Source organism: Streptomyces sp. CLCI03 (genome assembly GCF_053615355.1).
The window spans coordinates 6,263,634-6,289,582 of the sequence record NZ_CM132132.1 but is presented as its reverse complement, the minus strand read 5'-3'; the positions used below and the strand labels follow the sequence as shown (position 1 = coordinate 6,289,582).

Here is a 25,949-nt window from a genome sequence, read left to right as displayed (position 1 = left end):
CGCAGGGGACCCGCTAGCCGAGGTCCGCCGGGTCCGGGACGCCCAGCAGGCGGGCCGTGCGGGCCGTTTCGGCGTCGTAGACCTGGAAGTCGATCCGCCGCCCGTCCGGAGCCCGGTATTCCAGTACCCGCAGCCCCGGCCGCCAGCTGTCGCGGACGACCGCCCGGCCGCCCACGGGCAGGGTGACCGCCCGGCGCAGGGGGGCGGCGAAGACCGCGCCCGTACCGTCCGCGCCGGTGCGCAGTTTGCCGTAGCCGAAGAACCGCCGCCGGACGCCCTGCCGCCAGCGGGCCTGGCAGGGGACGGCGACGGCGGCGACGCCGACGGCGGCCGCCGTCCGGGCTTCCGCCCGGCGGGCGACCGCCTTGCGCATCAGGGTGCCTGCCGTCAGCGCGACGAGCGCCAGGGCCACCAGTTCGACGAGTACGCCCATCTCCCCCACCTCCCCCGGGGCGGTCACCCCAAGTGGCCTCACACTAAAGGGTGTCCAACGGGGAGAGGGCAGTGATCAGGCCACCTGGTGGACCACCTCGCCGGCCACCACGACCGTCTCGGCGACCGTGCCCGGGATCTCGTCCGCCGGGACGGTGAGGATGTCCCGGGACAGGATCACGAAGTCCGCGGCCTTGCCCACCGTGAGGGAACCGCGCTCCTGTTCCAGGAAGTTGGCGTGGGCCGAGCCCATCGTGTAGCCGTACACGGCCGTCTCCACGTCCACCGTCTCGGCCGGCTGCCAGGCCGGGCCGTCGCCGGACAGCGGGCGGCGCGTCACCGCCGTGTAGATGCCGACCATCGGGTCCATCTCCGCCACGTTCCAGTCGCTGGAGAATGCCAGTACCGCCCCCGCCTCGTGCAGGCTCCGCATCGGCCAGGCCTTGTGCCAGCGGTCCTCGCCCACGTTCTCCGCCCAGTCCTGGCCGGGGCCCGCGATCTCCGGTGCGCAGTGCCTCGGCTGCATGCACGCGATCACGCCGAGCTCCGCGAAGCGCGGTACGTCCGCGGGGTCGAGGCATTCCACGTGGACCACCTGGTGGCGGGCGTCGCGCGGGCCGTTCAGGGTCCGCGCGTGCTCCACGGCGTCCAGGACGGTCCGGATGCCGCGGTCGCCGGTCGCGTGCACGAAGCACTGGAAGCCGCGCGCGTCCAGCTTCGCCAGCAGGTCCGCGAACTCCTCCGCCGGGTAGAAGGTCTCGCCCCGGTGCGCGCCGCAGCCGGTGTACGGCTCCAGCAGTGCGGCCGTGCGCGGTTCCACGACGTCGTCGATGTACAGCTTGAGCGGGCCGACCCGCAGCCGGTCCCCGGCGAACCGCCGTGCCGCGTCGGCGAATTCGTCGAGGTCGGCGTCTCCGGTGCCGCGCGGGTGGAACAGCGCCGCGACGATCCGGGAGCGCAACCGGCCTTCGGAACGGGCTCGTTCGAAGAGTTCGAGGTCGTCGAGGGAGTTCTGCGGCTCGACCACCGTGGTGATGCCGAAGCCGATGGCGTCGTCGAGGCTCTTGGCGAGTCGCCCGTACTGCCGGTCCGGTGAGGCCCACGGCACGCCCAGCTCGCGCAGGGCCCGGTGGCCGGCGCGGGAGAGTCCCTTGATGGCGAAGTCCTTGACGAATCCGGTGGGTTCGCCGGTCTCGGGGTCCACCGCCGCCGTACCGAAGGGGAGGTCGGTGCGGTCCCGCGAGACCCCGAGGCGCCGTATGGCGGCCGTGTTCAGCCAGGCCGTGTGCACGTCGTACGAGAGCACGATCGCCGGGATGTCGCCGGTGACGGGGTCGAGGTCGGCGGCGCACGGCATCCGCCCGCCGGGGATGGCGGAGTAGTCGAAGGCCTCGGCCTCGATCCAGTCGGCGTCCGGGTTGGCTTCCCGCCAGGCCAGGATCCGCTCGTGGATGCCCGCGAGGGTGCGCACCCCGGCGAGCTGGACGCAGTCCGCGTCGGAGCCGAGCCGGACGTGGTTGTGGGCGTCGATGAAGCCGGGCAGGACGAGCTTGCCGCCCGCGTCGATCCGCCGGGTGTCGGGGCCGGCCCAGGCGGCGGCCTCGGCGTCCGGGCCGACCCAGACGATCCGCCCGTCGTGGACGGCGAGGGCTTCGGCCTCGGGCAGGTCGGGGTCGACGGTGTGGATCCGGGCTCCGGTGAGCAGCAGGTCGGCGGGGATGGGGTGGCGTGCCATGTGGGGGTGCTCCCTTGCGTGTGCGGTGTCGTTCAGGCGGCCGGGGCGTACGCCGCGACCCGGCGGCGGGTGAGGGCCCAGTAGGTGAGTCCGGAGACGACCGAGCCGAGCAGGGTGAGGTCGGCGCCGCCGAGCGGGGCGACCAGCGGCCCGGTCCACAGCTCGGAGTCGCAGGTCAGGGCGGCGAAGGTCATTCCGGTGAGCAGGGCGGTGATGCCGGCGGGGTGGTAGCCGGAGCGGTACCAGTAGGCGCCGGCGCTCCCGGCGTGCAGTGCGTCGGCGTCGTAGTGGCAGCGGCGCAGCAGCATGTCGGCGAGGAAGACTCCGCCCCAGGGGGCGAACACGATGATCAGCAGGGAGAGGAAGGAGAGGAGGGAGGTGGTGAAGTCGGTGAGGAAGAGCGCGGCGAGCGAGCCGGCGGCGGTGACGGCGGCGCTGATGACGATGGCCCGGGCGCGGCTCCAGGGGATGCCGAGGACCTGGAGGTTCAGGCTGGAGGAGTAGAGCGTGATGATCGAGTTGGTGACCGAGCCGCCGAGTACGAGGGCCAGGAACAGCGGCTGGAACCAGCCGGGCAGCAGGCTCTCGGCTCCGGCGACCGCGTCGGTCATGTCGGTCTGGGTGGCGGCGGCGACGCCCGCGACGCCGAGGGCGACGGAGGAGAGGAAGCCGCCGAGGGCACCCATCCAGGTGATGGACTTCAGGGAGGTGGTCCGGGGCAGGTAGCGGGTGTAGTCGGCGGGCATCGGCAGGTACGAGAAGGGGCCGGCGAGCATGACCACGAAGGCGAGGCTCCAGCCGGAGAGCCCGGGGGCGGCGTCGGCCGGGGCGGAGGTGTCGGTGCCGGGGATGACGAAGAGGAGCAGGACGCCGAAGCCGGCGGCGAGGACGTAGGCCATCCAGCGTTCGGCGAACTGCACGGTGGCGTGTCCCCACATGGCGACGGCGAAGGTCAGCGCGAGGGTGACGAGGAGGGCGACGGCGCGGCCGGCGGTGCCGCCCTGCCAGCCGATCTCGGCGAAGAAGACTTCCAGGGCGAGGGTGCCGACCACGGTGTTGACGATGGTGTAGCCGATGCTCACCACCCAGTTGAGGACGCCGGCCGGGAAGTTGCCGCGGACTCCGAAGGTGGCGCGGGAGATGACCAGGGTGGCGGTGCCGGTGCGGATGCCGCTGAGTCCGGCGGCGCTGATGGCGAAGAAGGAGAGTCCGCCGATCACGACCACGGCGGTGGCCTGCCAGAAGGAGAGCCCGAAGGCGACGGCGAGGGCGCCGTTGATCACGTAGGTGAAGGTGAGGTTGGAGCCGAACCAGAGCCAGAAGAGGTCCTTGGCGCTGCCGTGGCGTTCGGCGTCGGGAATGGGGTCGATCCCGTGGGTCTCGACCCGGAACACCTCGTCGACGTCGACTGTCTCCTGCTGTCCCATGAGGACCCCTGACCTTGAGCGATCTTGAATGCCGTTCTAACTTCTTGAATGGCATTCAAGATGAGGGGTGGACCTCGACCCCGTCAAGACCCTGTCCGGGATAAGGTCGGCCCACGAAGATCCGGAGGGCGGGAGCGGTGGCGGGAGCAGCACGGCGGCGCGACGGGCAGGTCGCCCAGGAGCGGATGCTGGAAGAGGCCATGGCGGCCATCGCCGAGGACGGACTGGCCGCGCTCACCATGTCGGCGCTGGCCGAGCGGCTCGGAACCAGCGGCGGCCACATCCTGTACTACTTCGGCAGCAAGGACCGGCTCCTGCTGGAGGCCCTGCGCTGGAGCGAGGAGCAGCTCACCGGGGAGCGCCGGGCGCTGCTGGGCCGCAGGGTGACGGCAACGCGCAAGCTGGACCAGTTCCTGGAGCTCTACCTCCCCGAGGGCCCCCGCGACCCGCGCTGGACGCTGTGGATCGAGCTGTGGGCCCGTACCGCCTCCAACCAGCCGCTGAAGGCCGCCCAGGAGGAGATCGACGACAGCTGGCAGCGGGACCTGGAGGCGCTCCTGACCAAGGGGGTGGAGCAGGGGCGCTTCGCACCCCTGGACGTGCCCGCGCGGGCCTCGGAGCTGCTGGCCCTGTTGGACGGCCTGAGCACCCGCGTGGTGCTGGGCCAGCGGGGCGCGGACCGCGCCCGGGCCCTGGAGCAGGCCCGCTCGGCGGCGGCTCTGCTCGTCCCCCGCGTCTGAGACGCGGGGGACGGCCGGCCTTCTCGCTTCGACGGTCGGGAATCCCCCATTTCTCGACCGGGACTCGGCCCACCCGGTCGGTCCGACGGGCCAATTCGACAACCGAAAGCGGAAGCCGCCGCACCAAAAGGCCTTTCACGACGTCCGGGCATCCGTTCACGCCCGTCGTTCACGCTCATCGTTCACGCCCGCTTCGTGCCGCGCCCCCTTGACCAGGGCATATGCGGGGGAAGGAAAGGCTTTTTCAGGCTCGTGAAGGCATTCACAACAATTCCGCCGGAAGTGCGCCCTACCGCGCTCCTCCCCCAGCGCGCACAATCGCGGTGACGACCCACATCGACCGTGAAGGAGGGAGCGCGTGCGCCATCAGGTGCGCACAGCGGACGGGCGCGCTCTGACCGTGGAGCGCTGGGGCGACCCCGACGGCAAACCCGTCTTTCTGCTGCACGGCATGCCCGGCAGCCGCCTCGGCCCGGCCCCCCGGGGCATGGTCCTCTACCAGCGCCGGATGCAGCTCATCGCCTACGACAGACCCGGCTACGGCGGCTCCGACCGCCACGTGGGCCGCACCGTCGCCGATGTGGCCCAGGACGTGGCCGCCATCGCCGACGCCCTCGGCCTGGACACCTTCGCGGTCGCCGGCCGCTCCGGCGGCGCCGCCGGCGCACTCGCCTGCGCCGCCCTCCTCCCGGACCGGGTCACCCGGACCGCGACGATGGTCGGCCTCGCCCCCCGGGACGCGGAGGACCTGGACTGGTTCGCCGGGATGGCCGCGTCGAACGTGCGGGAGTACACCACCGCCACCGACGACCCGGAGGAACTGGCGGCCCGGCTGATCCCGCGCGCCGCCGGCATCCGCAAGGACCCCGGCCGGCTGCTGGACGAACTGCGCCGGGAGCTGACCGACAACGACCGCATGATCGTCTCCGACGCCGGTCTGCGGTCGATGCTCCTACGGAACTACCGCGAGGGGCTGCGCCATTCGGCGTACGGATGGATCGACGACGTCCTCGCCTTCAGCCGCCCCTGGGGCTTCGACCCGGCCGACATCCGCTGCCCGGTGCTGATCTGGCACGGCGAGCTCGACGTGTTCTCCCCCGTGGGCCATTCCCGTTGGCTGGCCCGCCGCATCCCCGGGGCCACGACCAACATCGTTCCCTCCGCCGCGCATTTCGCCGCCCTGCGCGCGCTGCCCGACGTACTGAACTGGCTGCTGCGCGACCTGCCGACACCGGACCTCACCGAACAGCAGCCCGCATAGGGGATGTTGACCCCGCAGGGACCTGAAACACGTCCACGCGGGCAGTGAAGTTCCGGGTGTTGGGAACGGGACGCCCTTACCGTCCACGCCTCCGGGCCCGCCACCACTCGCCGGGCGGGCCCCATGAGCCGTGGAGGCCGCGCCATGACCCTGCACATCGAAGACGTCCACCTGCTCGTCCTCGCCGTCGGGCTCCTCGCCGGCTACGCCGTCCACACGCACACCGGGGCCGCCGCCGGGGCCGGCGCCAAGGGGGACCTCGTCGGCGCGATCGGCGCCGCCGCAGTGATCACCGTGCTCTTCCTCCTGCTGTACGCGGGCGGTTCCGCGCAGGCCGGGCCCGACTCCCGACCTGAGGGACACGCCCTCGCATCACACCAGGTCAGCACGGTGCGGGCGACGTAGGTCCGGTCCCGGCACGATCGCAGCCGGAACCCCCGGCCATGAAAAGGATCTTTCCTTGCGGCAAACGGCCGAATCCGCCCTCTTGAGAAATCCGCCGCGCAATGCAGGGAAGTCTTGACCAGGCGTCATGTCTCGTGTTGCCAAGGGGGACTGTCCTAGTAAAGTCCCTGCTTGACAGCAGCGTGTAGCCGTTGTCATTCACATGTCCATTCCACATGGCTTCCCCAAGGACGGTGCCGTGAACACTTCAGCATCCCCCGCGACCAGCTCGGTCAAGGCCCGCCGGGTCCCGCTCGGCAAGATCGACGTCCACACCGCGGCCGCGGCGACGACGCTCGGTCGTGTCCTGCCGGCCGAATCCGCTCGTCCGGTTCAGGCACCGATCTTCAACTCCGCGCTCTGACCCGAACTCCGCGCTCTAGACTGGTGGAATGACCGGCCTGATCGCATTTCGCGAGATCGTCCTGAAAGTTCACAGCAGATGCGATCTTGCTTGTGATCATTGCTATGTCTACGAACACGCAGATCAGAGCTGGCGAGCCCGGCCGAAAGTGATCTCCCCCGAGGTTATTTCGCATACCGCGTCCAGGCTCGCCGAACATGCCCGTGACCATGCACTCCCCTCCGTCACGGTGATTCTCCATGGAGGGGAACCCCTGTTGGCGGGCACCGCCCGGCTCCGCCTCGTGTGCGAGGAATTCACCCGGGCCCTCCACGGCATCGCCGACCTCGACCTGCGGATCCACACCAACGGGCTCCAGCTCAGCACCCGTTACCTCGACCTCTTCGACGAGTACGGCGTCCGGGTCGGCATCTCCCTCGACGGGGACCGCGCCGCCAACGACCGCCACCGTCGCTTCGCCGACGGCCGTACGAGCCACCCGCTGGTCCTGGCCGCCGTCGCGCTGCTCCGCTCCGAGCCGTACCGCCACCTCTACCAAGGTCTGCTCTGCACCGTGGACGTGGCCAACGACCCCGTCGCCGTGCTGGACGCGCTGGTCGAACTGGAGCCCCCGCGCGTGGACTTCCTCCTCCCCCACGCCACCTGGGAGACACCTCCGGCCCGCCCCGACGGCGCCCCCGACGCGTACGCGCGCTGGCTGCTGCGGATCTTCGACCACTGGGACCGACGGGGACGCCCGGTGCCCGTACGGCTCTTCGAGTCCCTGCTCTCCACCCTGCGCGGCGGGCCCAGCCTCACCGAGTCGCTCGGTCTCGCCCCCACCGACCTCGTCGTCGTCGAGACCGACGGGGCCCTGGAACAGGTCGACTCCCTCAAGAGCGCCTTCGAGGGGGCCGCCGCCACCGGCTTCAACGTCTTCGACCACGCGTTTGACCAGGTCGCGGCCCATCCCGGGGTCCGCGCCCGGCAGCTGGGCCTCGCGGGCGTCAGCGACTCGTGCCGCCGCTGCCCCGTCGTACGTTCGTGCGGGGGCGGGCTCTACACCCACCGCTACCGCGACCGGAACGGCTTCGACAACCCCTCCGTCTACTGCACCGACCTGCGCGAACTCGTGGACGGGGTCGAAGGCCGCACCGCGCCCCGGGAGACCGCGCCACAGCTGTCCGACCCCGCCGAACTCGCCCGCTCCCAGGAGGAGCTGACCCGGATCCTGCTGGCCCGGCTGCACGCGGACCTCGCCGCCGACCCCGGCTGGGCGCACGCCTGGGAGTTGCTGACCGCCGTGGAGCGGGCCGGGGAGGCGGGCACGGACGCGCTGGACGCCGTACTGGACCACCCCTTCACCCGGACCTGGATCCTGGCGGCCCTGGACGCCGCCCGCGACGGCAATCAGGACGCCCCGGAGGCGGCGCGCAGGCTCACCGCCCTGGCGGTGGCGGCCGTGCTCCGCGGCGGGCTGGACCTGCCGGCCGAGGTGGCCTACCGGGACGGCGAGGTGTACCTGCCGACCCTGGGGTTGCTACGGCTCGGCGAGCCGGGCACGGAGGGCCGGGCCGCGCTGCACGTCACCGACGAGGGGTACGCCGTACGGGACGGTCGCGCCGAGCACCGCTTCGGACCCACGGCGGGGGACGCCCGCTGGCAGCCCGTACGCACCTGGTCGCCCGGGCCGGACGCGGCGCCGGTGGCCCTGGAGGACCTCGACCCGTACCGCAACTGCTTCCCCCGCCCGCCCAGGCTGCGCCTCGGCGCCGGGGAGGCCGAGGAGTGGCGGGGCAGGCTGGACCGGGCGTGGGCGCTGCTGCACAAGTCGGTGCCGGAGTTCGCCCGGGCGGCGGCCACCGGGCTGACCACGCTGACCCCGCTCGCGGGCGGCCCGCGGTCGGGCGGCTGGGGTGAGGCCGGGCGGCACGGGCCGGGGGCGCTCGGCGTGCCCTACGCGGCGGGGGTGCGGGAGACCGCGCTGGCCCTGCTGACCGGGCGGCGGCGGACCCGGCTGCGGGCGCTGACCGAGGTGGCCGACCTGTACGCGCTCGACGGTGAGTGGCAGCACCCCTCGCCGTGGCGGGAGCGGCCGGTCCCGGTGTCCCGGCTGCTGGCCGACGTGCACGAGCGGGTGGCGGTGGAGGCGTACCGGCGGGCCACGGCGACGCCCGAACCGGGCGGAGCGGAGCGGATCCACCGGGCACTGGACCGGCTGACCGAGGCGGCCGAGCTGACCGTCACCGGCAAGAGCCTGGTCGCGGAGCTGCGCTACGAACTGAAGACGGTCGACGCGTGACCGCGCCCTCCCCGGCGCCCTCCCCCGCGTCCTCCTCGGAGCCGGCCCCGGAGCCGGCCCCCGCGCCGGGCAGGCTGCGGCTCGCGGTGCAGTTACGGCTGGCCGGGGTTCGCCCCGGCATGCGGCTCCTGGTGCACTCCTCCCTCGGCGGGACGGGCCTGCGCGCGGAGCTGTTGCGCGACGCGCTGACGGGTGTCCTCGGGCCGCGCGGCACCTTGGTGGTCCCGGCCTTCACCCCGGAGAACTCCAAGACCTCCACCGCGCACCTGGAGCGGACCCGCGGTCTCGACGAGGCCGGGGTGCGGGCCTTCCGCGAGCGGATGGCCGCCTTCGACCCGGCGAGCACCCCGAGCCTCGGCATGGGCTCCCTCGCCGAGGCCGTCCGCACCGCGCCGGGCGCCGCGCGCAGCGCCCATCCGCAGACCTCCTTCGCGGCCCTCGGGGCGGACGCGGAGCGGTTGTGCGCAGGTCATCGCCTGGAAAGCCATCTGGGGGAAGAGACACCCCTGGGAAAGCTGTGCTGGGAGGGCGGGCAGGTACTCATGATCAATGTGGGGTTTTCGGTCTGCACCGCTTTCCATCTCGCGGAGTACCGAATTCCGAAGCCCCCCTTGCGCATGTACGAGTGTGTGGTGAAGGTGAACCTTCCGGGGCCGCAAAGGCACCGGCAGGAGGGGGAGTGGACCGCATACGAGGACGTCGCGCTGGATGACAGCGATTTCGCGGTGATCGGTGACGCGTTCCCTGATTCACGGGTGCGCAGGGGGCGGGTGGGAGGCGCGTCGACCATGCTCTTCTCCCTACCGGAGGCCGTCGATCACGCCCTTGACTGGATGACCGAAAACAGATGCTGATTGACTGAACGATGAGGGGATGTGGCGAAGCAGCTCCGGAATGATGTTTCTTCGCTTCGCATCTTCGGGACGGGGGTCGTGTGCCCGCATCAGGGGAGCCGTACTTTTTTCTCAGTTACGCACATACACCGAGGTTCGGGGCCGGGGGCCCCGACCCGGACATGTGGGTCGAGCGCCTTTTCCGTGATCTCTGCGGGCATGTCATGGCGCTGACGGACCTGCGCGCCGGGTACGACGTCGGCTTCATGGACCGGGAGATACGCAGCGGCGAGGGCTGGTCCGAACGGCTCGCCCGGGCACTCGCCAACTGTCGCGTCTTCGTTCCCCTGTTCTCGCCGCGGTACTTCGCGAGCGAGATGTGCGGGAAGGAGTGGTTCGCCTTCGCGCAGCGCGCCGTCCAGCACGGCGCGGTCAGCAACAAGCAGGCCGAGGCCATCGTGCCCGCGTTATGGGTTCCGGTGCCGCCGGAGCAACTCCCGGGACCGGCCGAGCGGTTGCAGTTCAACCACAACACCTTCGGCGAGCGCTACGTCACCGACGGCCTGTACGGGCTGATCAAACTGCGCGGTTACGCCGAGCAGTACGAACACGCCGTGTACGAACTCGCCCGGCGCATCGTCCAGGTCGCCGAGACCGCCCACCTGGACCCCATCCGCCCGCTGGACTACCGCAACGTACCGAGCGCCTTCGCCTCCAGCGGCAGCCCGGCCCGCACCCTGCACGTGACCGTGGCCGCCGCCTCCCGGCACGATCTGCCCGAGGGCCGCGCCCCCGAGTACTACGGGGACACCGCGCTGGAGTGGAACCCGTACCACCCGGTCGCCCAGCGGCCCATCGCCTATGTCGCCGAGGACCTGGTCAAGAACCTCAACTACCAGACCACCATGTCCTCCTTCGACGACGAGGCCGGACACCTCGACAGCAAGCAGCTGCCCACCCGGCCGGAGATCCTGATCGTCGACCGGTGGGCGGTGGAGGACGAGCAGCGGCGCCGGCGCCTGGCCGCCTTCGACCGGGAGCCGAGGCCCTGGGTCAACGTGGTCGTGCCGTGGAACCGGTACGACCATCAGAGCCGGTCGAAGGAGAACGAGCTGGCCGACCGGCTGGAGACCACCATGCCCAAGACGATGAGCCAGGGCCGGGCCGCCTGCCGGGCCGCCGCGAACGGCGTGGCGAACGTGGAGACCCTCGGGCAGATCCTGCCGCAGGTGGTCGAGGCCGCCGCCCAGCAGTTCCTCAGACACGCGCAGCCGTATCCGCCCAAGGGCGACACCTCCATCGAACGGCCCCGGTTGCTGGGGCCGATGGGGATGAACGGGCCGCCCGGGCCGATGGCGCCCCGTGCCCCCTTCCCACCCGACTCCGACCGGCACCGGGCAGGGCCGGCGGGCGCCGGCCTCCACGACAACGACGACAACGACACCGACCGGGGGGACGCGGATGACAGCGAGCAGTGACAGCGACAGCCGTGACGGACGCATCGTCACCTTCTACTCGTACAAGGGCGGCACGGGCCGCACCATGGCGCTGGCCAACACCGCCTGGATCCTGGCGGCCAACGGCAAGCGGGTCCTCGCCGTGGACTGGGACCTGGAGGCGCCGGGCCTGCACCGCTTCTTCCACCCCTTCCTGGACCCCTCGACGCTGGGGGCCACCACCGGGGTCATCGATCTGATCAGCGAGTACGCCTGGGCGGCGACCAGCCCGGTGCAGCGGCCCGACGACTGGCACAAGGACTACGCGCGGATACAGCCGCACGCCGTCTCGCTCACCCCGGAGACCCACGGCTGGGAGTTCCCGGACGGCGGCACCCTGGACTTCGTCTCGGCCGGCCGGCAGAACCGCGAGTATTCGGCGACCGTCTCCACCTTCGACTGGGACAACTTCTACGACCGGCTCGGCGGCGGGCTCTTCTTCGACGCCTTACGCGCCGACATGAAGCGGAACTACGACTACGTCCTGATCGACAGCCGCACCGGCCTGTCGGACATCGCGGACATCTGCACGGTCCACCTCCCGGACGTCCTCGTCGACTGCTTCACCCTGTCCGACCAGTCCATCGACGGCGCGGCCTCGGTCGCCCGCCAGATCGACGAGCGGTTCAACGACCGCGGCATCAAGATCTTCCCGGTCCCGATGCGCATCGACGAGGGCGAGAAGGAGAAGGCCGACGCCGGTCGGGCCCTGGCCCGGATCAAGTTCGACCGCTTCCCGAACGGCCTGGTCGGGGACGAGCTCACCTCCTACTGGGGCGCGGTGGAGATCCCGTACCGCCCCTACTACGCCTACGAGGAGACCCTGGCCACCTTCGGTGACGAGGCCGGGCTCACCAACTCCCTGCTCTCCGCCTTCGAACGGCTCACCGCCGTGGTCACCGAGGGCCACATCACCTCCATGCCGGTCATCGGTGAGGAGGTCCGGCTGCGCATCCGGGACGCCTTCACCCGGCGCCGCCCGGCCCTGCCCGCCGACCTGTTCCTGTCGTACGTCGCCGAGAACCGGATGTGGGCCGACTGGATCGAGTCGGTGCTCACCCGGGCCGGTTTCCGGGTCGTGCCGAAGGACGTCTCGGCCGAGCGGGCACCGGGAACGGTCGCCGGGGACACCCTCGGGGGCGCGGGCATCAGCATCGACACGGCCGCCCGGACCGTGGTGCTGCTCTCCACGGCCTACCTCAAGTCGGCCCGGGCCGTGGACGTGTGGGAGCGCGCGGCCGCAGAGGACCCGACCGGGGGCCGGCGCCAGCTGGTGCCGCTGAGGGTGGGCGACGTACGGCTGTCCACGCCGTACATCGACCGCAACCCGGTGGACCTCTTCCGGCTCGACGAGGTGCACGCCACCACCGCCCTGCTGCGTGCGGTGGAGCGGCCCATGGCGCTGCCCGACAGCGTGGGCAGCGCCTCGCAGCCCGGCCCCCGCTTCCCGGGGACCGTCCCGAAGATCTGGAACGCGCCGCCCCGCAACCCCGGCTTCACCGGGCGCAGCATCGTGCTGGAGCGGATGCGGGACCAGCTCGGCGGGGGCATGGCCGTGGTGCTGCCGCAGCCGCAGACCCTGTTCGGGCTCGGTGGTGTGGGCAAGACCCAGGTGGCGCTGGAGTACGTGCACCGGTTCATGGCCGACTACGACCTGGTGTGGTGGATCTCCTCGGAGCAGACCGACGACGTGGTCGCGGCGCTCGCGGAGCTGGCGGTACGGCTGGGCGCGCAGACCGGTGAGGACATGGCGGCCGCCTCGCAGGAGGCGATCGACCTGCTGCGGCGCGGGGTCCCCTCGTCCCGCTGGTTGCTGGTCTTCGACAACGCGGACGATCCCGAGACGCTCAAGCGGTTCTTCCCGCCGGGCGGGCCGGGCCATGTGCTGGTGACCTCCCGCAACCAGTCCTGGTCGCAGTACGGTGACGCGCTGCCGGTGGACGTGTTCCTGCGGGAGGAGTCCATCGAGCACCTCCAGCGTCGGGCGCCAGGGCTCGGCAAGGACGACGCCGAGCAGGTGGCGGTGGCGGTGGGTGACCTGCCGCTGGCCGTCGAGCAGGCGGGTGCCTGGATCGCGGAGACGGCGACGCCGGTGTCCGCGTACCTTGAGCAGTTGGCGCAGCAGGCGGCCCGTGTGCTGGCCCTGAACCAGCCGCCCGGTTACCCGGAGCCGGTGGCCGCCACCTGGAACATCTCCATCGAGCGGCTGCAGTCGAGGTCCCCGGCGGCCGTGCGGCTGCTCCAGCTGTGTGCCTTCCTGGCGCCCGAACCGATCTCCGCGAACCTGCTCTACAGCAAGGAGATGATCGACGCGCTCAAGCCGTACGACTCCTCGCTGCAGGAGAAGTTGGTGCTGGGGCGGGTGATCCGGGAGATCGGCCGGTTCGCGCTGGCCAAGGTCGACCAGGTCAGCAACAGCATCCAGGTGCACCGGCTGGTGCAGGCGGTGATCCGGGCGCAGCTGAGCGAGGAGGAGCAGCGCGAGGCCCGGCACGCGGTCCACCGGATCCTGGCCGGGGCCCGGCCGGACGACGACGAGCCGATCGACAACCCGGAGACGTGGCCGCGGTTCAACACGATCTGGTCGCACCTGACCCCGTCGGAGGCCCGGTACTGCAAGGAGCCGGAGACGCGCCGGTTGTTGATCGACCGGGTGCGGTACCTGTGGAAGCGCGGCGATTTCAAGGCCGCGTACGCGCTCGGCGAGGAACTGCGCGAGGCGTGGAAGGAGATGCTGGGCAACAACGACCTGCAGTACCTCTACCTGCGCTTCCACCTGTCGAACATCTTGCGTTCGCAGGGTCGGTTCGTGGAGGCGAAGGAGCTGGACGAGGTCACGCTGGAGCGGCAGAAGGCGGTGCTCGGCCCCTCGCACCCGCACACGTACATGACCATGAGCGGTCTGGCGAACACGCTGGGCGCGCTGGGTCATTACGGCCAGGCGATGGAGCTGGCGACCGAGGCGCACGAGGGCTTCAGCCAGATCTTCCACGAGGCGCACCCGCGCACGCTGGCCGCCGCGAACAACCTGGCGTTGAACCTGCGGCTCGTGGGTCAGTACACCAGGGCCCGGGAGATCGACCAGGAGGTCCACGACCTGCGGACGGAGGTGCTCGGGCCGGAGCACCCGTACACGCTGTCCTCGGCGCAGAACCTGGCCCGCGACCTGCGTGAGGTGGGCCGGTACGAGGATTCGGTGCAGTTGCTCAGCCGGACGTACGAGACGTACAAGCGGACGCTGGGGCGGGCGTTCCCCGGCACCCTGTCGGCGGCGAAGAACCTGGCGGTGTCGCTGCGCCGGGCCGGCCAGTTGGAGGACGCCCTGCGGCTGACGACGGCCACCCGGGCCCGCTACCGGGCCAAGTACACCTCCGTCAACCCGGACCTGTTGTCCTGCGAGCTCAACCTGGCCTCGGACCTGTTCGCGACGGGGGATCCGGGCGGGGCGCGGGACCTGGCGCAGGAGGTGGTGGACGAGTACATGAAGGTGCCGGGCGAGCGGCATCCGTACACCTTGGCGGCCGTGAACAACCTGGCGGTCTTCCACTGGGGCACGGGCGCGGCCGAGACGGCGGAGACGATGCTGCGCCAGACGATACGGGGGATGCGGGACGTGCTCGGCGACAACCACCCGCACACGGTGTTCGCGCACCTCAACCTGGCCAACACCCGGGCGGACCTCGGTGATCCGGAGGGCGCTCTGGAGCTGGAGCGGCTCGCGGTGATGCGGCTGCGCGAGGCGCTCGGGGCGCATCATCCCGAGACCCTGGCGAGCAGCTCCAACATGGCGGTCAGCCTGGACTCGATGGGTCGCAAGGAGGAGGCGGCCCGGCTGCGGGCGGAGGCGGTGTCCGAGCTGACCCGGCTGCTCGGCGAGGACCACAGTCTGACCCGGTACGCGCGCGACGAGCGGCGGGTCCACCGCGACCTGGAGCCTCTCGCCGTCTGATCCGACGGAGGGCGGCGGGGGCTCCGCGACCGCGGGACCCCCCGCCGCCCGCCACCCGACAGCAGGGGGGCGCTGTGACCGACAGCATGACCTTTCGAAACGAGGACCTGCCGGCCCTCTTCCACCACACCGACCAGGCGGCGATCTCCCGGCAGCGGGAGTCCACGCAGGCCACCCGGGCCCAGTTGCTGCTGCTGGTCCTGGCCGCGGCGGCGGCCGCTCTGCCCGCCGGTCCGAAGCTGGGCTCGATGTACTTCTTCGGCCTGCTGAGCGTGCTCGCGTACGTGGGGGTGCTGGGCGTGGGCATGCGCGCGACCCGGCGCCGGGCCCGCCCGCAGTGGCAGCTCAACCGTAGTGCGGCGGAGTTCATCAAGTCCCTGGCCTGGCGGTACGCGGTGCACGGGGCGCCGTTCGGCAGTGAGGTCGCCGCGCCCGAGGCGACGTACCGGACCCGGCTGGAGGCGGGTCTGGCCGAGCTGCGGAAGATGGGCTGGGACGATCCGCGGGTCGCCGGCGCGGTGCCGGAGGGCGGGGAGATCACCGGCGCGATGGAGCGGCTGCGCGGGATGGACTACCAGGCGCGGCGCGAGACGTACGTCCGGGACCGGCTGATCGAGCAGCGCAACTGGTACCGGCGGCGGACGGAGGTGTCCCGGCGGGCGACGAACCTGTGGTCGTGGACGATCGTGCTGCTGACCTGTCTGGCGCTGCTGTTCGCGCTGCTGGGGTCGTTCGGTTCGGGTCCGGGGCCGAGGCTGACCGCGTTGTTGAGCGCGGCGGCGGCGGCCGGGATCGCCTGGAACGAGGTGCGCCGTCATCATCCGCTGATCGAGGCGCACACCCTGATCGAGCAGGATCTGGCGGCGATGATGGTCGTGATGCAGACGACCATCACGGAGTCGCAGTGGCCGTCGTCGGTGTACGAGACCGAGCGGTACGTGTCTCCGCAGCACACGGACTGGCTGGCCCGGCACAGCAGTTGACGGTGGGGGCGTGGCTCAGTCGCGGGTCACGCCCTCGCGCCAGATGACGGTGACCGGTTTGCCGAGTGTGCGCGCGTAGGCGACGATCTCGGCGGTCCCGCCGTGCCCGCGGGCGGGCTGCCCGTCCCAGACGGCGACGAGCCGGTCGCAGGAGTCGGCGATGTAGGTGCCGGCGGCGTAGTAGGCCTCGTCGGTGGAGCGGGCGAAGTCCATCCGGACCTCCTGCGTGGCCCGGTTCTTGAGGCTCCGGTAGCGGGCGAGGGCCTCGGGGTCCTCGAAGGCCTCCTCGTAGTCCCCGCTGGGGATCACCACGGTGAGGTCGGCGCCGTGTTCGAGGGCGATGGCGGCGAACAGCTGGTCCGCCCCCTCGGCGAGGCTGGAGAAGGCCTCCAGCGGTCCTCGGTGGCCGCCCAGTACGGCCCGCAGGGCGCTCTCCACATGGCCGAGCACCGCGTCCGGAATGGCTCGGTGCCCGGTCACGCCGATTCGTTTCATGCAGTAACCAGCCTCCCCCGTGGACATGGCCGCCCGGAACATCCTCCCAGAAGGAGGGAGGACGTCCAGGGGTGCGGCGGAGGCGCGTGGGTCACCGTCAGTAGACGCTGACCCCGTAGGCGTTGAGGGCTTCGACCACGGGCTGGAAGAAGGTCGTGCCGCCCGAGGAGCAGTTGCCGCTGCCGCCGGAGGTGAGGCCGACGGCGCGGGTGCCCGAGTAGAGCGGGCCGCCGCTGTCGCCGGGTTCGGCGCACACGTTGGTGCGGATCATGCCGTAGACGACGTCGCCGCCGCCGTAGTTGACGGTGGCGTTGAGGCCGGTGACCCGGCCGCTGTGGATTCCGGTGGTGGACCCGCGCCGGGTCACCGACATGTTGACCGTGGCGTTCACGGCGCTGGTGATGTCCTGGCTGCCGACGGTCCCGGGGGGCACCGGCGAGTTGCTCGCGTACTTGATGAGGCCGTAGTCGTTGGTCGGGAAGCTGGATCCGACGGTGGAGCCGACGACGGTGGTGCGGGCGGAGTTGCTCCACCAGGTGCCCGCGCCGTCGGTGCAGTGCCCGGCGGTCAGGGCGTAGTACGTGCTGCCGCTGCGTACGTTGAAGCCGAGCGAACAGCGCCAGCTGGTGGCGTAGATGGCGTCGCCGCCGGACACCAGTTTGGTGAGCTTGCCGGGGATGCGTTCGATGCGCAGCGCTCCGACGTCGGCTCCGGCCTCGCGCTTGATTTTCGCGATTCCGGCGTCGGAGACCGTGGAGTCGGCGGAGACCACGAGGGTTCCGGTGGCGGGGTCGGTGTGCCAGGCGGTGCCTCCGACGTTGGCGCGCAGGACGGATGCGCCGGCCGAGGCGAGTCGGTCGGCGCTGAATCCGCCGCCGTCCTGGGGGTCCGCGTTCGCCGCAGTGGGGACGGCGATCGCTGCGGCGGCGGCCAGGCCGGTGGCCGCCGCGAGCAGCCTGGTACGGGTCATGCGCTTGATCCTCACTTCTCGTCCTCCTGGAGAGGGTCGGGGGCCGGCGGTTGTGGGGGTGCCAGAGCCCGTGAGGCGCAGCCGGAGGCACGGCGGGCTCATGAATTTTGGCCGTGTCCCTGACAAGCGCTGTCGGGAGTGTCCTGGCGTCGGATACCGGTCGCAAGAGCGGCTTTCAGCCTCCGCTCGCCCGCCACGACCTCGAAGGGCAGCGTGTTCCCGGGCGGCGGGAAAGGACGGACGAAGCGGTCCACGAAGGCGCAGGGAGGGAGCGGGGAACGGTCGATTTCGACCGTGATCGCGCCTCGCGCGTCGGGTATGCCCGGCTTCAGGAAGCGGAAGCGGTGGTGGGTGAGGCCTGCGCCGGCATCGCCGAAGACGGCCCAGAGGCTGCCGTCGTCCGGGTCGACGGGAACGGCCGGAATTCGACCTTCCGGGTAGTCGGCGAGCCAGAAGGTTCCGGTCAGCGCGAGGGGGCCGTAGGGCGCGGACACGGCCGCCGCCCTGCGCTCGTGCCATTCCCGCCATGCGGCGTGCGGGTCGTCTGCGTCGTCGCTCATCCCGCTCACCCCTTCCACGCGGGTCCGGACGGGAATCCCCGCGTACGCCGTCCGGACCTGTGGAATCTGAAAGGGCCTCAGCAGCCGTCGCAGGGACAGCAGCAGCAGTCGCCGCATCCGCAGTCGCCGCAGCACTCGCAGCCGTCGCAGCAGTCGCCCGCGTCACAGAGGGGCTCGCGTCGCTCCCGCGACCACGGGCCCTCGTACTCGGTGCAGCACATCTGGCAGGTGCAGAACAGCCCGATGGCCACCGCGCAGCCCGCCAACAGCCCGCGGCGCGGCCGCTGCGGGGGCAGTCCGCCGCCACCGCCACCGCCGCCGGGCCCCATGGGCGGCGGCATGCCCGGGCCGCCGGGGGCCTGGGGCGCGTTCGGCGCGTAGGGGTTGCCGCCGTACGGGTTCTGACCGTACGGGTTCGCTCCGTACGGGCCGTCCACCGTGGGCCCGCCCGCGTACGGGTTGCCGCCCTGCCCGGTGGAGGCCGTGGCGGTGTGACCGCAGCTGCTGGTGCCGAAGGCCCGGTCCACCGAGGTGCGCAGCTCGTGCACGAGCAGGCGGTGGGCGAGTCCCGAGTCGGTGAATTCGACCTCGCGCAGGGCCAGCCTGATGCCGTGCAGGGCGTCGTCGCAGAGCCTGCGGGCCTCGGTGAGCGAGGTCCCGGTGGCGGTGAGCGGGTTCCAGGCGCCCGCGACGGCGTCGGCGCCCTGGTCCTCCACCGCGTCGAGCAGGTGCGCGAGGCGGCCGAAGTACCGGCCGGCCTCGGCCAGCGCGGGCGCGTTGCCCGGCCGTCCGGCCAGCCGCGCGGTATGCGCGAAGGCGGCGGCCGTCGCGGTCTCCGTCGGCTCGGTCACCACGAGCACGGAGGTGCCGAGGCCCGCGAGGGTCTCGATGCCCGCCTGCCGGTCCACGGCGTCGACGAGCACGGCGGTGTCGAAGCCGAGCGAGGCCCCGGTGCGGGCTCCTGCCCGGTCCCAGCCGCGGGCCACCTTGCGCGCGGCCAGGGCCATGGGGGCGCGGGCCAACAGCCCGTCCCGGTCGGCCACGTGGTCGCGCACCTTCGCGGAGGCCAGCACGAGCGAGACGGCGGCGGCGAGCCGCGCGCCCTCGCCCTGGGCCACGGAGGCGGTGCGCATGCCGCGCAGCGGACACGGGCCCGCGGTGCGCCGGGCCTCGGGCGCGATGCCCGACTGAGCCTCCGTCAGAACGGAGACGAGCAACCCATCATAGTTCGTGACGATCCGGGCGAACTGACCGTGGTCTCCCCGAAGTGCCAGGCACAGCCCGCACAGATGGGCCATCCACTCCGCCTTGAACCGCTCTCCCAACCGGTGCGTACAAGGCCTCACTATGCCGAACAAGCCGCTTCCCCCGTGTGTCGTACGCATGCTTGCCGGGCATCGTATCGACCCGCGCCTTTCACCCGAACGTCCGCATCGCCCACCCGTACGGCGGCGGCGGTCGTATTTTCACTCAGTCAGCAGCGGTAGCCACCAGGATCCTTGACCGTGCAACGGATGTTCTGCACCAGTACCGTCACGAAACCCCTGCGCGGCGACTATCCACTTGGCGCGTTGTCAGCATCATGGACGAGCATAGGGGCAGCGGAGAGAAGACAGACTGACCGCGGTGAAAGGAGGCAGTCCATGGGTTCGGTGCGCAAGGCGAGTGCCTGGCTGGGTCTCGTGGAGGACAGCGACGACGAGCGCTACTACGACGACGACTACGCGGAGGCCCCCCAGGGTTCGGTGGCCGGCCCCGGCGAGCAGTGGGCCACCGACCCCCGGGTGCGGGTGGCCTCCGAGTCGGCCGTGGAGCACGGCCGTCGCATCGCGACGGTCACCCCGGACGGTTTCCGTGACGCGCGGGGCATCGGCGAGCTGTTCCGCGACGGCGTCCCTGTGATCGTCAACCTGTCGTCGATGGACCCGGGTGACGCGAAGCGCGTCGTCGACTTCGCGGCCGGACTGACCTTCGGGCTGCGCGGTTCGATCGAGCGGGTGGCGACCAGGGTCTTCCTCCTGACCCCGGCCGACACCCAGATCGTCAGTGGCGAGGCGGGCGGCCGCTCACGCGACTTCTTCAACCAGAGCTGAGCAGGGCTCTCACCGGAAAGCGTCCAGGCCGGTGAGCGCCTTGCCCAGCACCAGCTGGTGCATCTCGACCGTGCCCTCGTAGGTGAGGACCGATTCGAGGTTGGTGGCGTGCCGCATGACGGGGTATTCGAGCGAGATCCCGTTGGCGCCGAGGATGGTCCGCGCGGTGCGGCAGATCTCGATGGCCTCGCGGACGTTGTTGAGCTTGCCGAAGCTGATCTGTTCCGGCCGCAGGGTGCCCGCGTCCATCCGCCGGCCCAGGTGGTGGGCGAGCAGGATCCCCTTGTGGAGCTCCAGGGCCATGTCCGCCAGCTTGGCCTGGGTGAGCTGGAAACCGCCGATCGGCTTGCCGAACTGCTCCCGCGTCCGCGCGTAGTCGAGCGCGGAATCGAAACTGGCCCGCGCCGCGCCCATGGATCCCCAGATGATCCCGTACCGCGCGTGGCTGAGACAGCCCAGCGGTCCCTTGAGTCCGGTGACCAGCGGCAGCACGGCGTCGGCGGGCAGCCGTACGTCGTCCATCACCAGCTCGCTCGTGACGCTGGCCCGCAGCGACCACTTGTGCTTGATCTCCGGCGCGGAGAACCCGGGGGTGTCGGTGGGCACCGCGAAACCGCGGATCCCCTCGTCGGTCTGCGCCCACACCACGGCGACCGCCGCCACGGAACCGTTGGTGATCCACATCTTGCGGCCGTTCAGCACCCAGTCGGAGCCGTCGCGCTTGGCGTAGGTCCGCATCGCCGCGGGGTCCGAGCCGACATCGGGCTCGGTCAGGCCGAAGCAGCCGATCAGCTCGCCGGCGGCCATGCCGGGCAGCCAGCGCTGCTTCTGCTCCTCGGAGCCGTACTTCCAGATCGCGTACATGGCCAGCGAGCCCTGCACCGACACGAGCGAGCGGATCCCGGAGTCGGCGGCCTCCAGCTCCAGACAGGCGAGTCCGTACTGCACGGCACTGGCGCCGGCGCACCCGTAGCCCTGGAGGGACATCCCGAGCGCCCCGATACCGCCGAGCTCCCGGGCCAGCTCGCGGATCCCGGGCAGCTCGCCGCTCTCGTACCACCGCGCGATGTTCGGCAGCACCCGGTCGGCGGCCCAGGCACGGACGGTGTCCCGGACCGCGAGGTCCTCGGGCCCGAGGAGCTCGTCGAGCCCGAGCGGATCATGGGGCAGGAACGCGGACACTGGGCCTCCCGGCGGCCTGAGACAGAACCTGGCAGCGCGAGTTTCGCGCTCGCCCGAAGCTATGCGCCCCGGCCGGGCAAATCCAGCCCCCACCGCCCCGCCCCGACCGTTCCAGCCCCGCCGCACCAATCCAGCCCCGCCGGCGTCAGCCCGCCTGCTCGACCGGGGTCGGTCGCGCCTCGCACGTGGTCTGCGCGGGCACCCGCCCGACGGCCGACTCCCCGTCCTCGTCCGCCGCCGCGGCCCCGCACTCCATCACCCGCGGCAACTTCAGCGCCATCACCGCCCCCGCCACCAACAACCCCGCACTGACCAGCAACGTGACGTGCAGGCCGTGCACGAACGACTGCCGCGCCGCCTCGTACAGCGACGCCCCCGCCGGCCCCCCGAGGTGCGCGGCGATCTGGTAGGCCTCGCCCAGAGAATGCGCGGCGCCCGCCGAATCGGCCGCCGACACCCCCGGTACGCCCACGAGCCCCGGCTGGTACGCCGCGTTCATCACGCTGCCCAGCAGCGCGATGCCCATGCCCGCGCCCAGCTGGTACGAGGTCTCCCCGATCGAGGCCGCGCCGCCCGCGGTGGCCGCCGGGGCCTCGCTCAGCATCGACTCGTACGCGGCGAACAGCGTGGTCTGCAGCCCGAAGCCGAGCAGGATGAAGCCGATGGTCAGCAGCAGCGGCCGGTCCTGCTGACCCATGAGCGTCAGCAGCAGCACGGAGAAGGCGGTCAGGACGAAGCCCAGCGACACCATCGTGCGCGGCCCGACCCGGCTCAGGGTGTACGACCCGGTGGCGCCCGCGGCCATGGCGGCGAAGGTCAGCGGCAGCAGCCGCAGGCCGGTCTCCAGCGGGCTGAGGTGCAGCACGAGCTGCAGGTACTGGACGGCGATCAGCTCCAGGCCGACCAGGGCCAGCATGGCGAGGACGATGCACGCGACCGACGTGGAGAAGGCGGCCCGCGAGAACATCCGCATGTCGATCAGCGGGTGCTCGCGCCGCTTCTGCCGCCGTACGAACAGCACCAGCAGCACCACGCCGATCAGCAGCGGGACCAGCGCCTCCACGTCGAGGAGTCGGCGTTCGGCGCCCAGCCGCTTGACGCCGAGCACCGCGCCGAGCACACCCGCCGCGGCCATCAGCGCGCCGAGCACGTCCCACGGCCCGTCGGCGGAACCGCGCGATTCCGGCAGCAGCCAGCGTCCGAGCGGCAGGATCAGTGCCATCAGCGGGATGTTGATGAGGAAGACCGAGCCCCACCAGAAGTGCTGGACGAGGAAGCCGCCGAGCACGGGCCCACTGGCCGCGCCGATGGCGGCGACCGCGGTCCAGATGCCGATGGCGAGCGCGCGCTCGCGCCGGTCGGGGAAGACCTGCCGCAGGATCGACAGGGTGGCGGGCATGATCATCGCGCCGCCGATGCCGAGCAGGGCGCGCGCGGCGATGAGCACCTGCGCGTTGTCGGCGAGGGCGGCTATCGCGGAGGCCACACCGAAGAGCCCGTAACCGAGGAGGAGGATGCGGCGGCGGCCGACCCGGTCCCCGAGGGTGCCGAAGAGGATGAGGAGCGAGGCGCAGACCAGCGGATAGGCGTCGACGATCCACAGCAGCTCGATCGAACCGGGGCGCAGGTCCTCGGTGACGGAGGGTACGGCCACGTGCAGGATCGTCGCGTCGAGCGCGACGAGGACCAGGCTGACGCAGAGCACCGCCAGGACGACCCAGCGGTTGGCCCCACCGGAAGCCGCGTGGAGCCGGTGCCAGGGGGAAGGGGTCCGGACCCCGGCCGCGTTCGTCCCCGACATGCATGTACCTCCCAGGTGATCCCTCGCGCTCGGCGGACCAGCGTCTCTTGGAGCCACGGGGGGTGGTGCGCTGTGCGGCGTCCAACGGGGTCCGGCATCGACACGCGAGTGAACGGTCAGCGTACGCGAGTTCGTCTGCCCGACACGTGGTCAAGCTCTCATCCCGGCGGCGGCCCCGGTGTGGCGTATGCCACTCCCCACGCCCTCACCCTTCCCCCGTGTACACGCGCGCTCACGTCCCGTGGTTTCTCCGTGGAGCCGCTCGTCGCCCCCGCTCCGGCCCCTGAGGGGCCCGAGGTCGGCGCCACCGATAATCATGCCTGTGGAAGATCTTGGATTTCGCCGGGCCGCGCCCGCGCTGGCCGCCTTCGCGGCGGTCCGGCTGCTCGGGCTGACCGTGCTCGCGGTGTGGGGCGCGGTGGTCGGCAGCAGCCCGCACACGCTGCTGTCGGCCCGCTGGGACTCGCTCTGGTACGCCCGTATCGCCGCCGAGGGATACGGGTACGAGGTGCTGCTCCCGAACGGGGACGTCCACTCGAACCTGGCGTTCTTCCCGCTGCTGCCGTGGCTGGAGCGGTTGGTGTCGGCGCCGACCGGGCTCTCGTACGGCTCCGCGGGTCTGGTGGTGTCGGTGGTCGCGGGGTTCGCCGCGGCCTGGGGGATCTTCGCGGTGGCCGACCTGGTCCACGGCCGCCGGGCCGGCGTGTTCGCGGTCGCCCTCTGGGCGGCGCTTCCGGTCGGGATCGTGCAGTCCATGGCGTACAGCGAGTCGCTGTTCACCGCCCTGGCGGCCTGGTCGATCCACGCGGCCCTGCGCGGGCGGTGGCTGACGGCGGGGCTGCTCGCGGCGGGTGCCGGACTGACCCGCCCGGTCGGTGCGGCGGTCGTCGCGGCGGTGTGGGTGGCCGCCGCGGTGGCCTGGCGGCGCGGGGAGCGGTCCTGGCGGACGGTCGCGGGGGTGCTGCTCGCTCCGGCGGGCGCGGCGGCGTACGTGCTGTGGGTCGGTGCGCGCACCGGTGGCGGTCCGCTGGGCTACCTGGACGTGCAGGGCGGCTGGGGCAACGGCTTCGACGGCGGCTGGGCGTTCGCGGCCTTCGTCGGGGCGAAGCTGGCCTCGTCGGCGTTCCTCGCCGGGGTGGGGCTGATCGCGGGGGTCGTGCTGGTGCTCTGGCTGTACGGGAAGTGTGTGCGGCAGCGGCAGCCGGTGCCGCTGCTCGTGTACTGCGGGATCGTCGTGGCGCTGGCGCTGTGCGCGTCCGGGTACTTCGGTTCCAAGCCCCGGCTGCTGCTGCCCGCCTTCCCGCTGTTGCTGCCGCCGGCGGTGGCGCTGGCGCGGTGGCGGACCGGGCGGGCGGCCTCGGTGGTGGGCGCACTGGCCCTGGCCTCCGCGGTCTACGGGGCGTTCTGGCTGAACGGCTCGGGTCCTCCATAGAGCCCCCACATCACGGAACGGATCATTCCGGTCCATCGTTCGGCAAAAGAAATGATCTCCACGGCAATAAAGTCCGGATAAGTGACCGAAACAATTACCGGAACAGTGGATCAAGAGGCCGCCAACCGCTGTCGAAATAGCGGGAATTAAGTCCCACGTGAGACCAACTCCACATCACATGGTCATCACAAAGCCCGTGATTCGCCCGGCCCGACCATCGCCGGGCGGTAACGTCGATTGAGTGCGTACCGACCAAATCCTGACCCGTCTGGAGCGGGTGTTCGCCCGGCTGGACCGGGAACCAGAGCGACCGGCTCATCTGCAAACCCCGCAGATGAGCCGGCACCGCGTCGTACTCCTGGGATCGACCCTCGCGTTCTATCTCGCGATCGTGGTCGCCGTCCTGACCACTTCCTGGCTGGTCCGCCTGGACTGGCAGATCATGTTCTTCCGGCCCTACGAGCAGTGGCCGCAGCTGCACGCCTTCCTCGACTACCTGGTCGTACTGGGCCAGCGCGGACCCACCGCGGTCATGGTCGCCGCCTGGCTCGGCTGGCGCTCCTGGCGGCAGCACACCCTCCGCCCGCTGATCACCCTCGGCGTGGCGCTGCTGCTGCTCAACATCACCGTCGGGTCCGTGAAGCTCGGCCTCGGCCGGCTCGGCCCGCACTACGCCACGGAGATCGGATCCGCCGAACTCTTCGCCGGTGGCGATATATTCCCTTCCGGTCACACCGCCAACGCCGTGGTGACCTGGGGAATCCTGGCCTACCTGGCGTCCACCGGGGTCACCCGTCGGGTGCTGTCCGTGGTGTCCGCGGTCGTCTCGCTGAGCGTCGGCGCCACCACCGTCTACCTCGGCACCCACTGGGTCAGCGACGTCCTGCTCGGCTGGTCCGCGGGTCTGCTGATCCTGCTGGCGCTCCCCTGGTTCGAGCCGCTCATCGCCCGGACCGAGGCCTACGTCTTCGACGTGCGCGAGCTGCTGCGTCGCCGCGCCGAGACCGGACGGATGCCCGCACCGGTCGTCTCCGTGCTCACCCCGCTGCTCTCGGCGGGCGGCAAGTGGCAGTTGCGGCCCGCCGCCGAGGTCGCCCTGGGCGGCGCGACCGGCGGCGCCGAGGAGCCGGTCCCGCAGCCCGTCAGGGACACCGCCGCCGCGACCACCGCGAGCGCCGTCACCCTGCGCTCCCCCACCACCCGGCCCGCCGTGCACCCGGCCGGCAGGCCGCACGTAATCCGCTCCGAGCGGACCCCGGTCACCCCGGTCGGCAGCCGCCGGCCGGCGCACACCGAACGGGCCGCCGCCCGGGGCGCCGCGGCCCGTCCGGTCGCCGGCGGCTGACGCACCACCGCGGGGGCGGTACGCACCCCCTCCCCCCGCGCCGTACGAAGGCGGGCCAGGTCCTCGGACCTGGCCCGCCTTCGCCGTTCGTCAGCGCCACGCCCGGACGTTCGTCCGTCCCGGGTC

21 protein-coding genes are annotated in these 25,949 nt (G+C 71.7%); 12 read left to right on the top strand and 9 right to left on the bottom strand.

What is annotated here, in order from left to right; all coding sequences use genetic code 11:
* Positions 1–13: 13 nt before the first annotated feature.
* The 3 genes from ACWG52_RS29020 to ACWG52_RS29010 form a co-directional block, all read right to left on the bottom strand.
* Positions 14–433: a hypothetical protein gene (locus tag ACWG52_RS29020; protein ID WP_389814391.1), complete on the bottom strand. Its 420-nt coding sequence runs from the start codon at positions 431–433 to the stop codon at positions 14–16.
* A gap of 75 nt (positions 434–508) precedes the next feature.
* A complete protein-coding gene (locus tag ACWG52_RS29015; RefSeq protein WP_389814388.1) occupies positions 509–2,167 on the bottom strand; it encodes an amidohydrolase in 1,659 nt (552 codons plus the stop codon).
* Between the two features lie 32 nt (positions 2,168–2,199).
* On the bottom strand, positions 2,200–3,594 hold the full coding sequence (locus ACWG52_RS29010) for a purine-cytosine permease family protein (RefSeq protein WP_389814385.1): 1,395 nt from the start codon (positions 3,592–3,594) through the stop codon (positions 2,200–2,202).
* Positions 3,595–3,731: 137 nt separating this feature from the next.
* On the opposite strand from ACWG52_RS29010, the gene ACWG52_RS29005 reads away from it, so the two are divergent.
* The 9 genes from ACWG52_RS29005 to ACWG52_RS28965 all read left to right on the top strand — a co-directional run bounded on the left by ACWG52_RS29005 (position 3,732) and on the right by ACWG52_RS28965 (position 15,945).
* Positions 3,732–4,334 carry a TetR/AcrR family transcriptional regulator gene (locus tag ACWG52_RS29005; protein WP_389814383.1) on the top strand — a complete coding sequence of 201 codons (603 nt, stop codon included), beginning with the start codon at positions 3,732–3,734 and terminating at the stop codon, positions 4,332–4,334.
* Positions 4,335–4,692: 358 nt separating this feature from the next.
* Positions 4,693–5,595, top strand: a complete 903-nt coding sequence (locus ACWG52_RS29000) for an alpha/beta fold hydrolase (RefSeq protein WP_389814381.1) — start codon at positions 4,693–4,695, stop codon at positions 5,593–5,595.
* Positions 5,596–5,739: 144 nt separating this feature from the next.
* Positions 5,740–6,000, top strand: coding sequence for a hypothetical protein (locus ACWG52_RS28995; RefSeq protein WP_390139419.1), 261 nt, complete (start codon positions 5,740–5,742; stop codon positions 5,998–6,000).
* A 238-nt stretch (positions 6,001–6,238) separates the two neighbouring features.
* Entirely contained in the window at positions 6,239–6,403 is a 165-nt protein-coding gene (gene fxsA / locus ACWG52_RS28990) for an FxSxx-COOH cyclophane-containing RiPP peptide (RefSeq protein ID WP_389814375.1), read from the top strand.
* Positions 6,404–6,431: 28 nt separating this feature from the next.
* A complete protein-coding gene (fxsBH, locus tag ACWG52_RS28985; RefSeq protein ID WP_390139420.1) occupies positions 6,432–8,684 on the top strand; it encodes a radical SAM/SPASM protein FxsBH, inactivated beta-hydroxylase extension form in 2,253 nt (750 codons plus the stop codon).
* Positions 8,681–9,538 (top strand): aminoglycoside N(3)-acetyltransferase, encoded by an 858-nt coding sequence (locus ACWG52_RS28980; RefSeq protein ID WP_390166446.1) that lies wholly within the window; start codon positions 8,681–8,683, stop codon positions 9,536–9,538. Before fxsBH ends, ACWG52_RS28980 begins: the two co-directional genes overlap by 4 nt.
* 80 nt (positions 9,539–9,618) lie before the next feature.
* Positions 9,619–10,995 (top strand): TIR-like protein FxsC, encoded by a 1,377-nt coding sequence (locus tag ACWG52_RS28975; RefSeq protein WP_390139422.1) that lies wholly within the window; start codon positions 9,619–9,621, stop codon positions 10,993–10,995.
* Positions 10,979–14,962: an FxSxx-COOH system tetratricopeptide repeat protein gene (gene fxsT / locus ACWG52_RS28970; protein WP_390139424.1), complete on the top strand. Its 3,984-nt coding sequence runs from the start codon at positions 10,979–10,981 to the stop codon at positions 14,960–14,962. The genes ACWG52_RS28975 and fxsT overlap by 17 nt, the downstream gene beginning before the upstream one ends.
* 86 nt (positions 14,963–15,048) lie before the next feature.
* Complete coding sequence (locus ACWG52_RS28965) at positions 15,049–15,945, top strand: DUF4231 domain-containing protein (protein WP_386237503.1); 897 nt, start codon at positions 15,049–15,051, stop codon at positions 15,943–15,945.
* Positions 15,946–15,960: 15 nt separating this feature from the next.
* Here the strand turns inward: ACWG52_RS28965 and ACWG52_RS28960 are convergent, their stop codons facing one another.
* The 4 genes from ACWG52_RS28960 to ACWG52_RS28945 form a co-directional block, all read right to left on the bottom strand.
* On the bottom strand, positions 15,961–16,440 hold the full coding sequence (locus tag ACWG52_RS28960) for a hypothetical protein (RefSeq protein ID WP_389814361.1): 480 nt from the start codon (positions 16,438–16,440) through the stop codon (positions 15,961–15,963).
* 97 nt (positions 16,441–16,537) lie between these two features.
* Complete coding sequence (locus ACWG52_RS28955) at positions 16,538–17,425, bottom strand: S1 family peptidase (protein WP_389814358.1); 888 nt, start codon at positions 17,423–17,425, stop codon at positions 16,538–16,540.
* Between the two features lie 83 nt (positions 17,426–17,508).
* A complete protein-coding gene (locus tag ACWG52_RS28950; protein ID WP_389814355.1) occupies positions 17,509–17,970 on the bottom strand; it encodes a DUF1684 domain-containing protein in 462 nt (153 codons plus the stop codon).
* 77 nt (positions 17,971–18,047) lie between these two features.
* Positions 18,048–19,328, bottom strand: coding sequence for a DUF5685 family protein (locus tag ACWG52_RS28945; protein WP_389814352.1), 1,281 nt, complete (start codon positions 19,326–19,328; stop codon positions 18,048–18,050).
* Positions 19,329–19,613: 285 nt separating this feature from the next.
* Between ACWG52_RS28945 and ACWG52_RS28940 the strand changes: the two genes are divergently transcribed.
* Positions 19,614–20,063 (top strand): cell division protein SepF, encoded by a 450-nt coding sequence (locus tag ACWG52_RS28940; RefSeq protein ID WP_389814349.1) that lies wholly within the window; start codon positions 19,614–19,616, stop codon positions 20,061–20,063.
* A 9-nt stretch (positions 20,064–20,072) separates the two neighbouring features.
* On the opposite strand, the gene ACWG52_RS28935 is transcribed toward ACWG52_RS28940, so the two are convergent.
* A complete protein-coding gene (locus ACWG52_RS28935; RefSeq protein WP_389814346.1) occupies positions 20,073–21,245 on the bottom strand; it encodes an acyl-CoA dehydrogenase family protein in 1,173 nt (390 codons plus the stop codon).
* Positions 21,246–21,390: 145 nt separating this feature from the next.
* Positions 21,391–23,046, bottom strand: coding sequence for an MFS transporter (locus ACWG52_RS28930; RefSeq protein WP_390166450.1), 1,656 nt, complete (start codon positions 23,044–23,046; stop codon positions 21,391–21,393).
* A 316-nt stretch (positions 23,047–23,362) separates the two neighbouring features.
* Here ACWG52_RS28930 and ACWG52_RS28925 point away from each other — a divergent pair, with 316 nt between their 5' ends.
* Positions 23,363–24,478, top strand: a complete 1,116-nt coding sequence (locus ACWG52_RS28925) for a hypothetical protein (protein ID WP_389814340.1) — start codon at positions 23,363–23,365, stop codon at positions 24,476–24,478.
* Between the two features lie 241 nt (positions 24,479–24,719).
* Positions 24,720–25,823 carry a phosphatase PAP2 family protein gene (locus ACWG52_RS28920; RefSeq protein WP_453126359.1) on the top strand — a complete coding sequence of 368 codons (1,104 nt, stop codon included), beginning with the start codon at positions 24,720–24,722 and terminating at the stop codon, positions 25,821–25,823.
* The last annotated feature ends 126 nt before the right edge of the window (positions 25,824–25,949 follow it).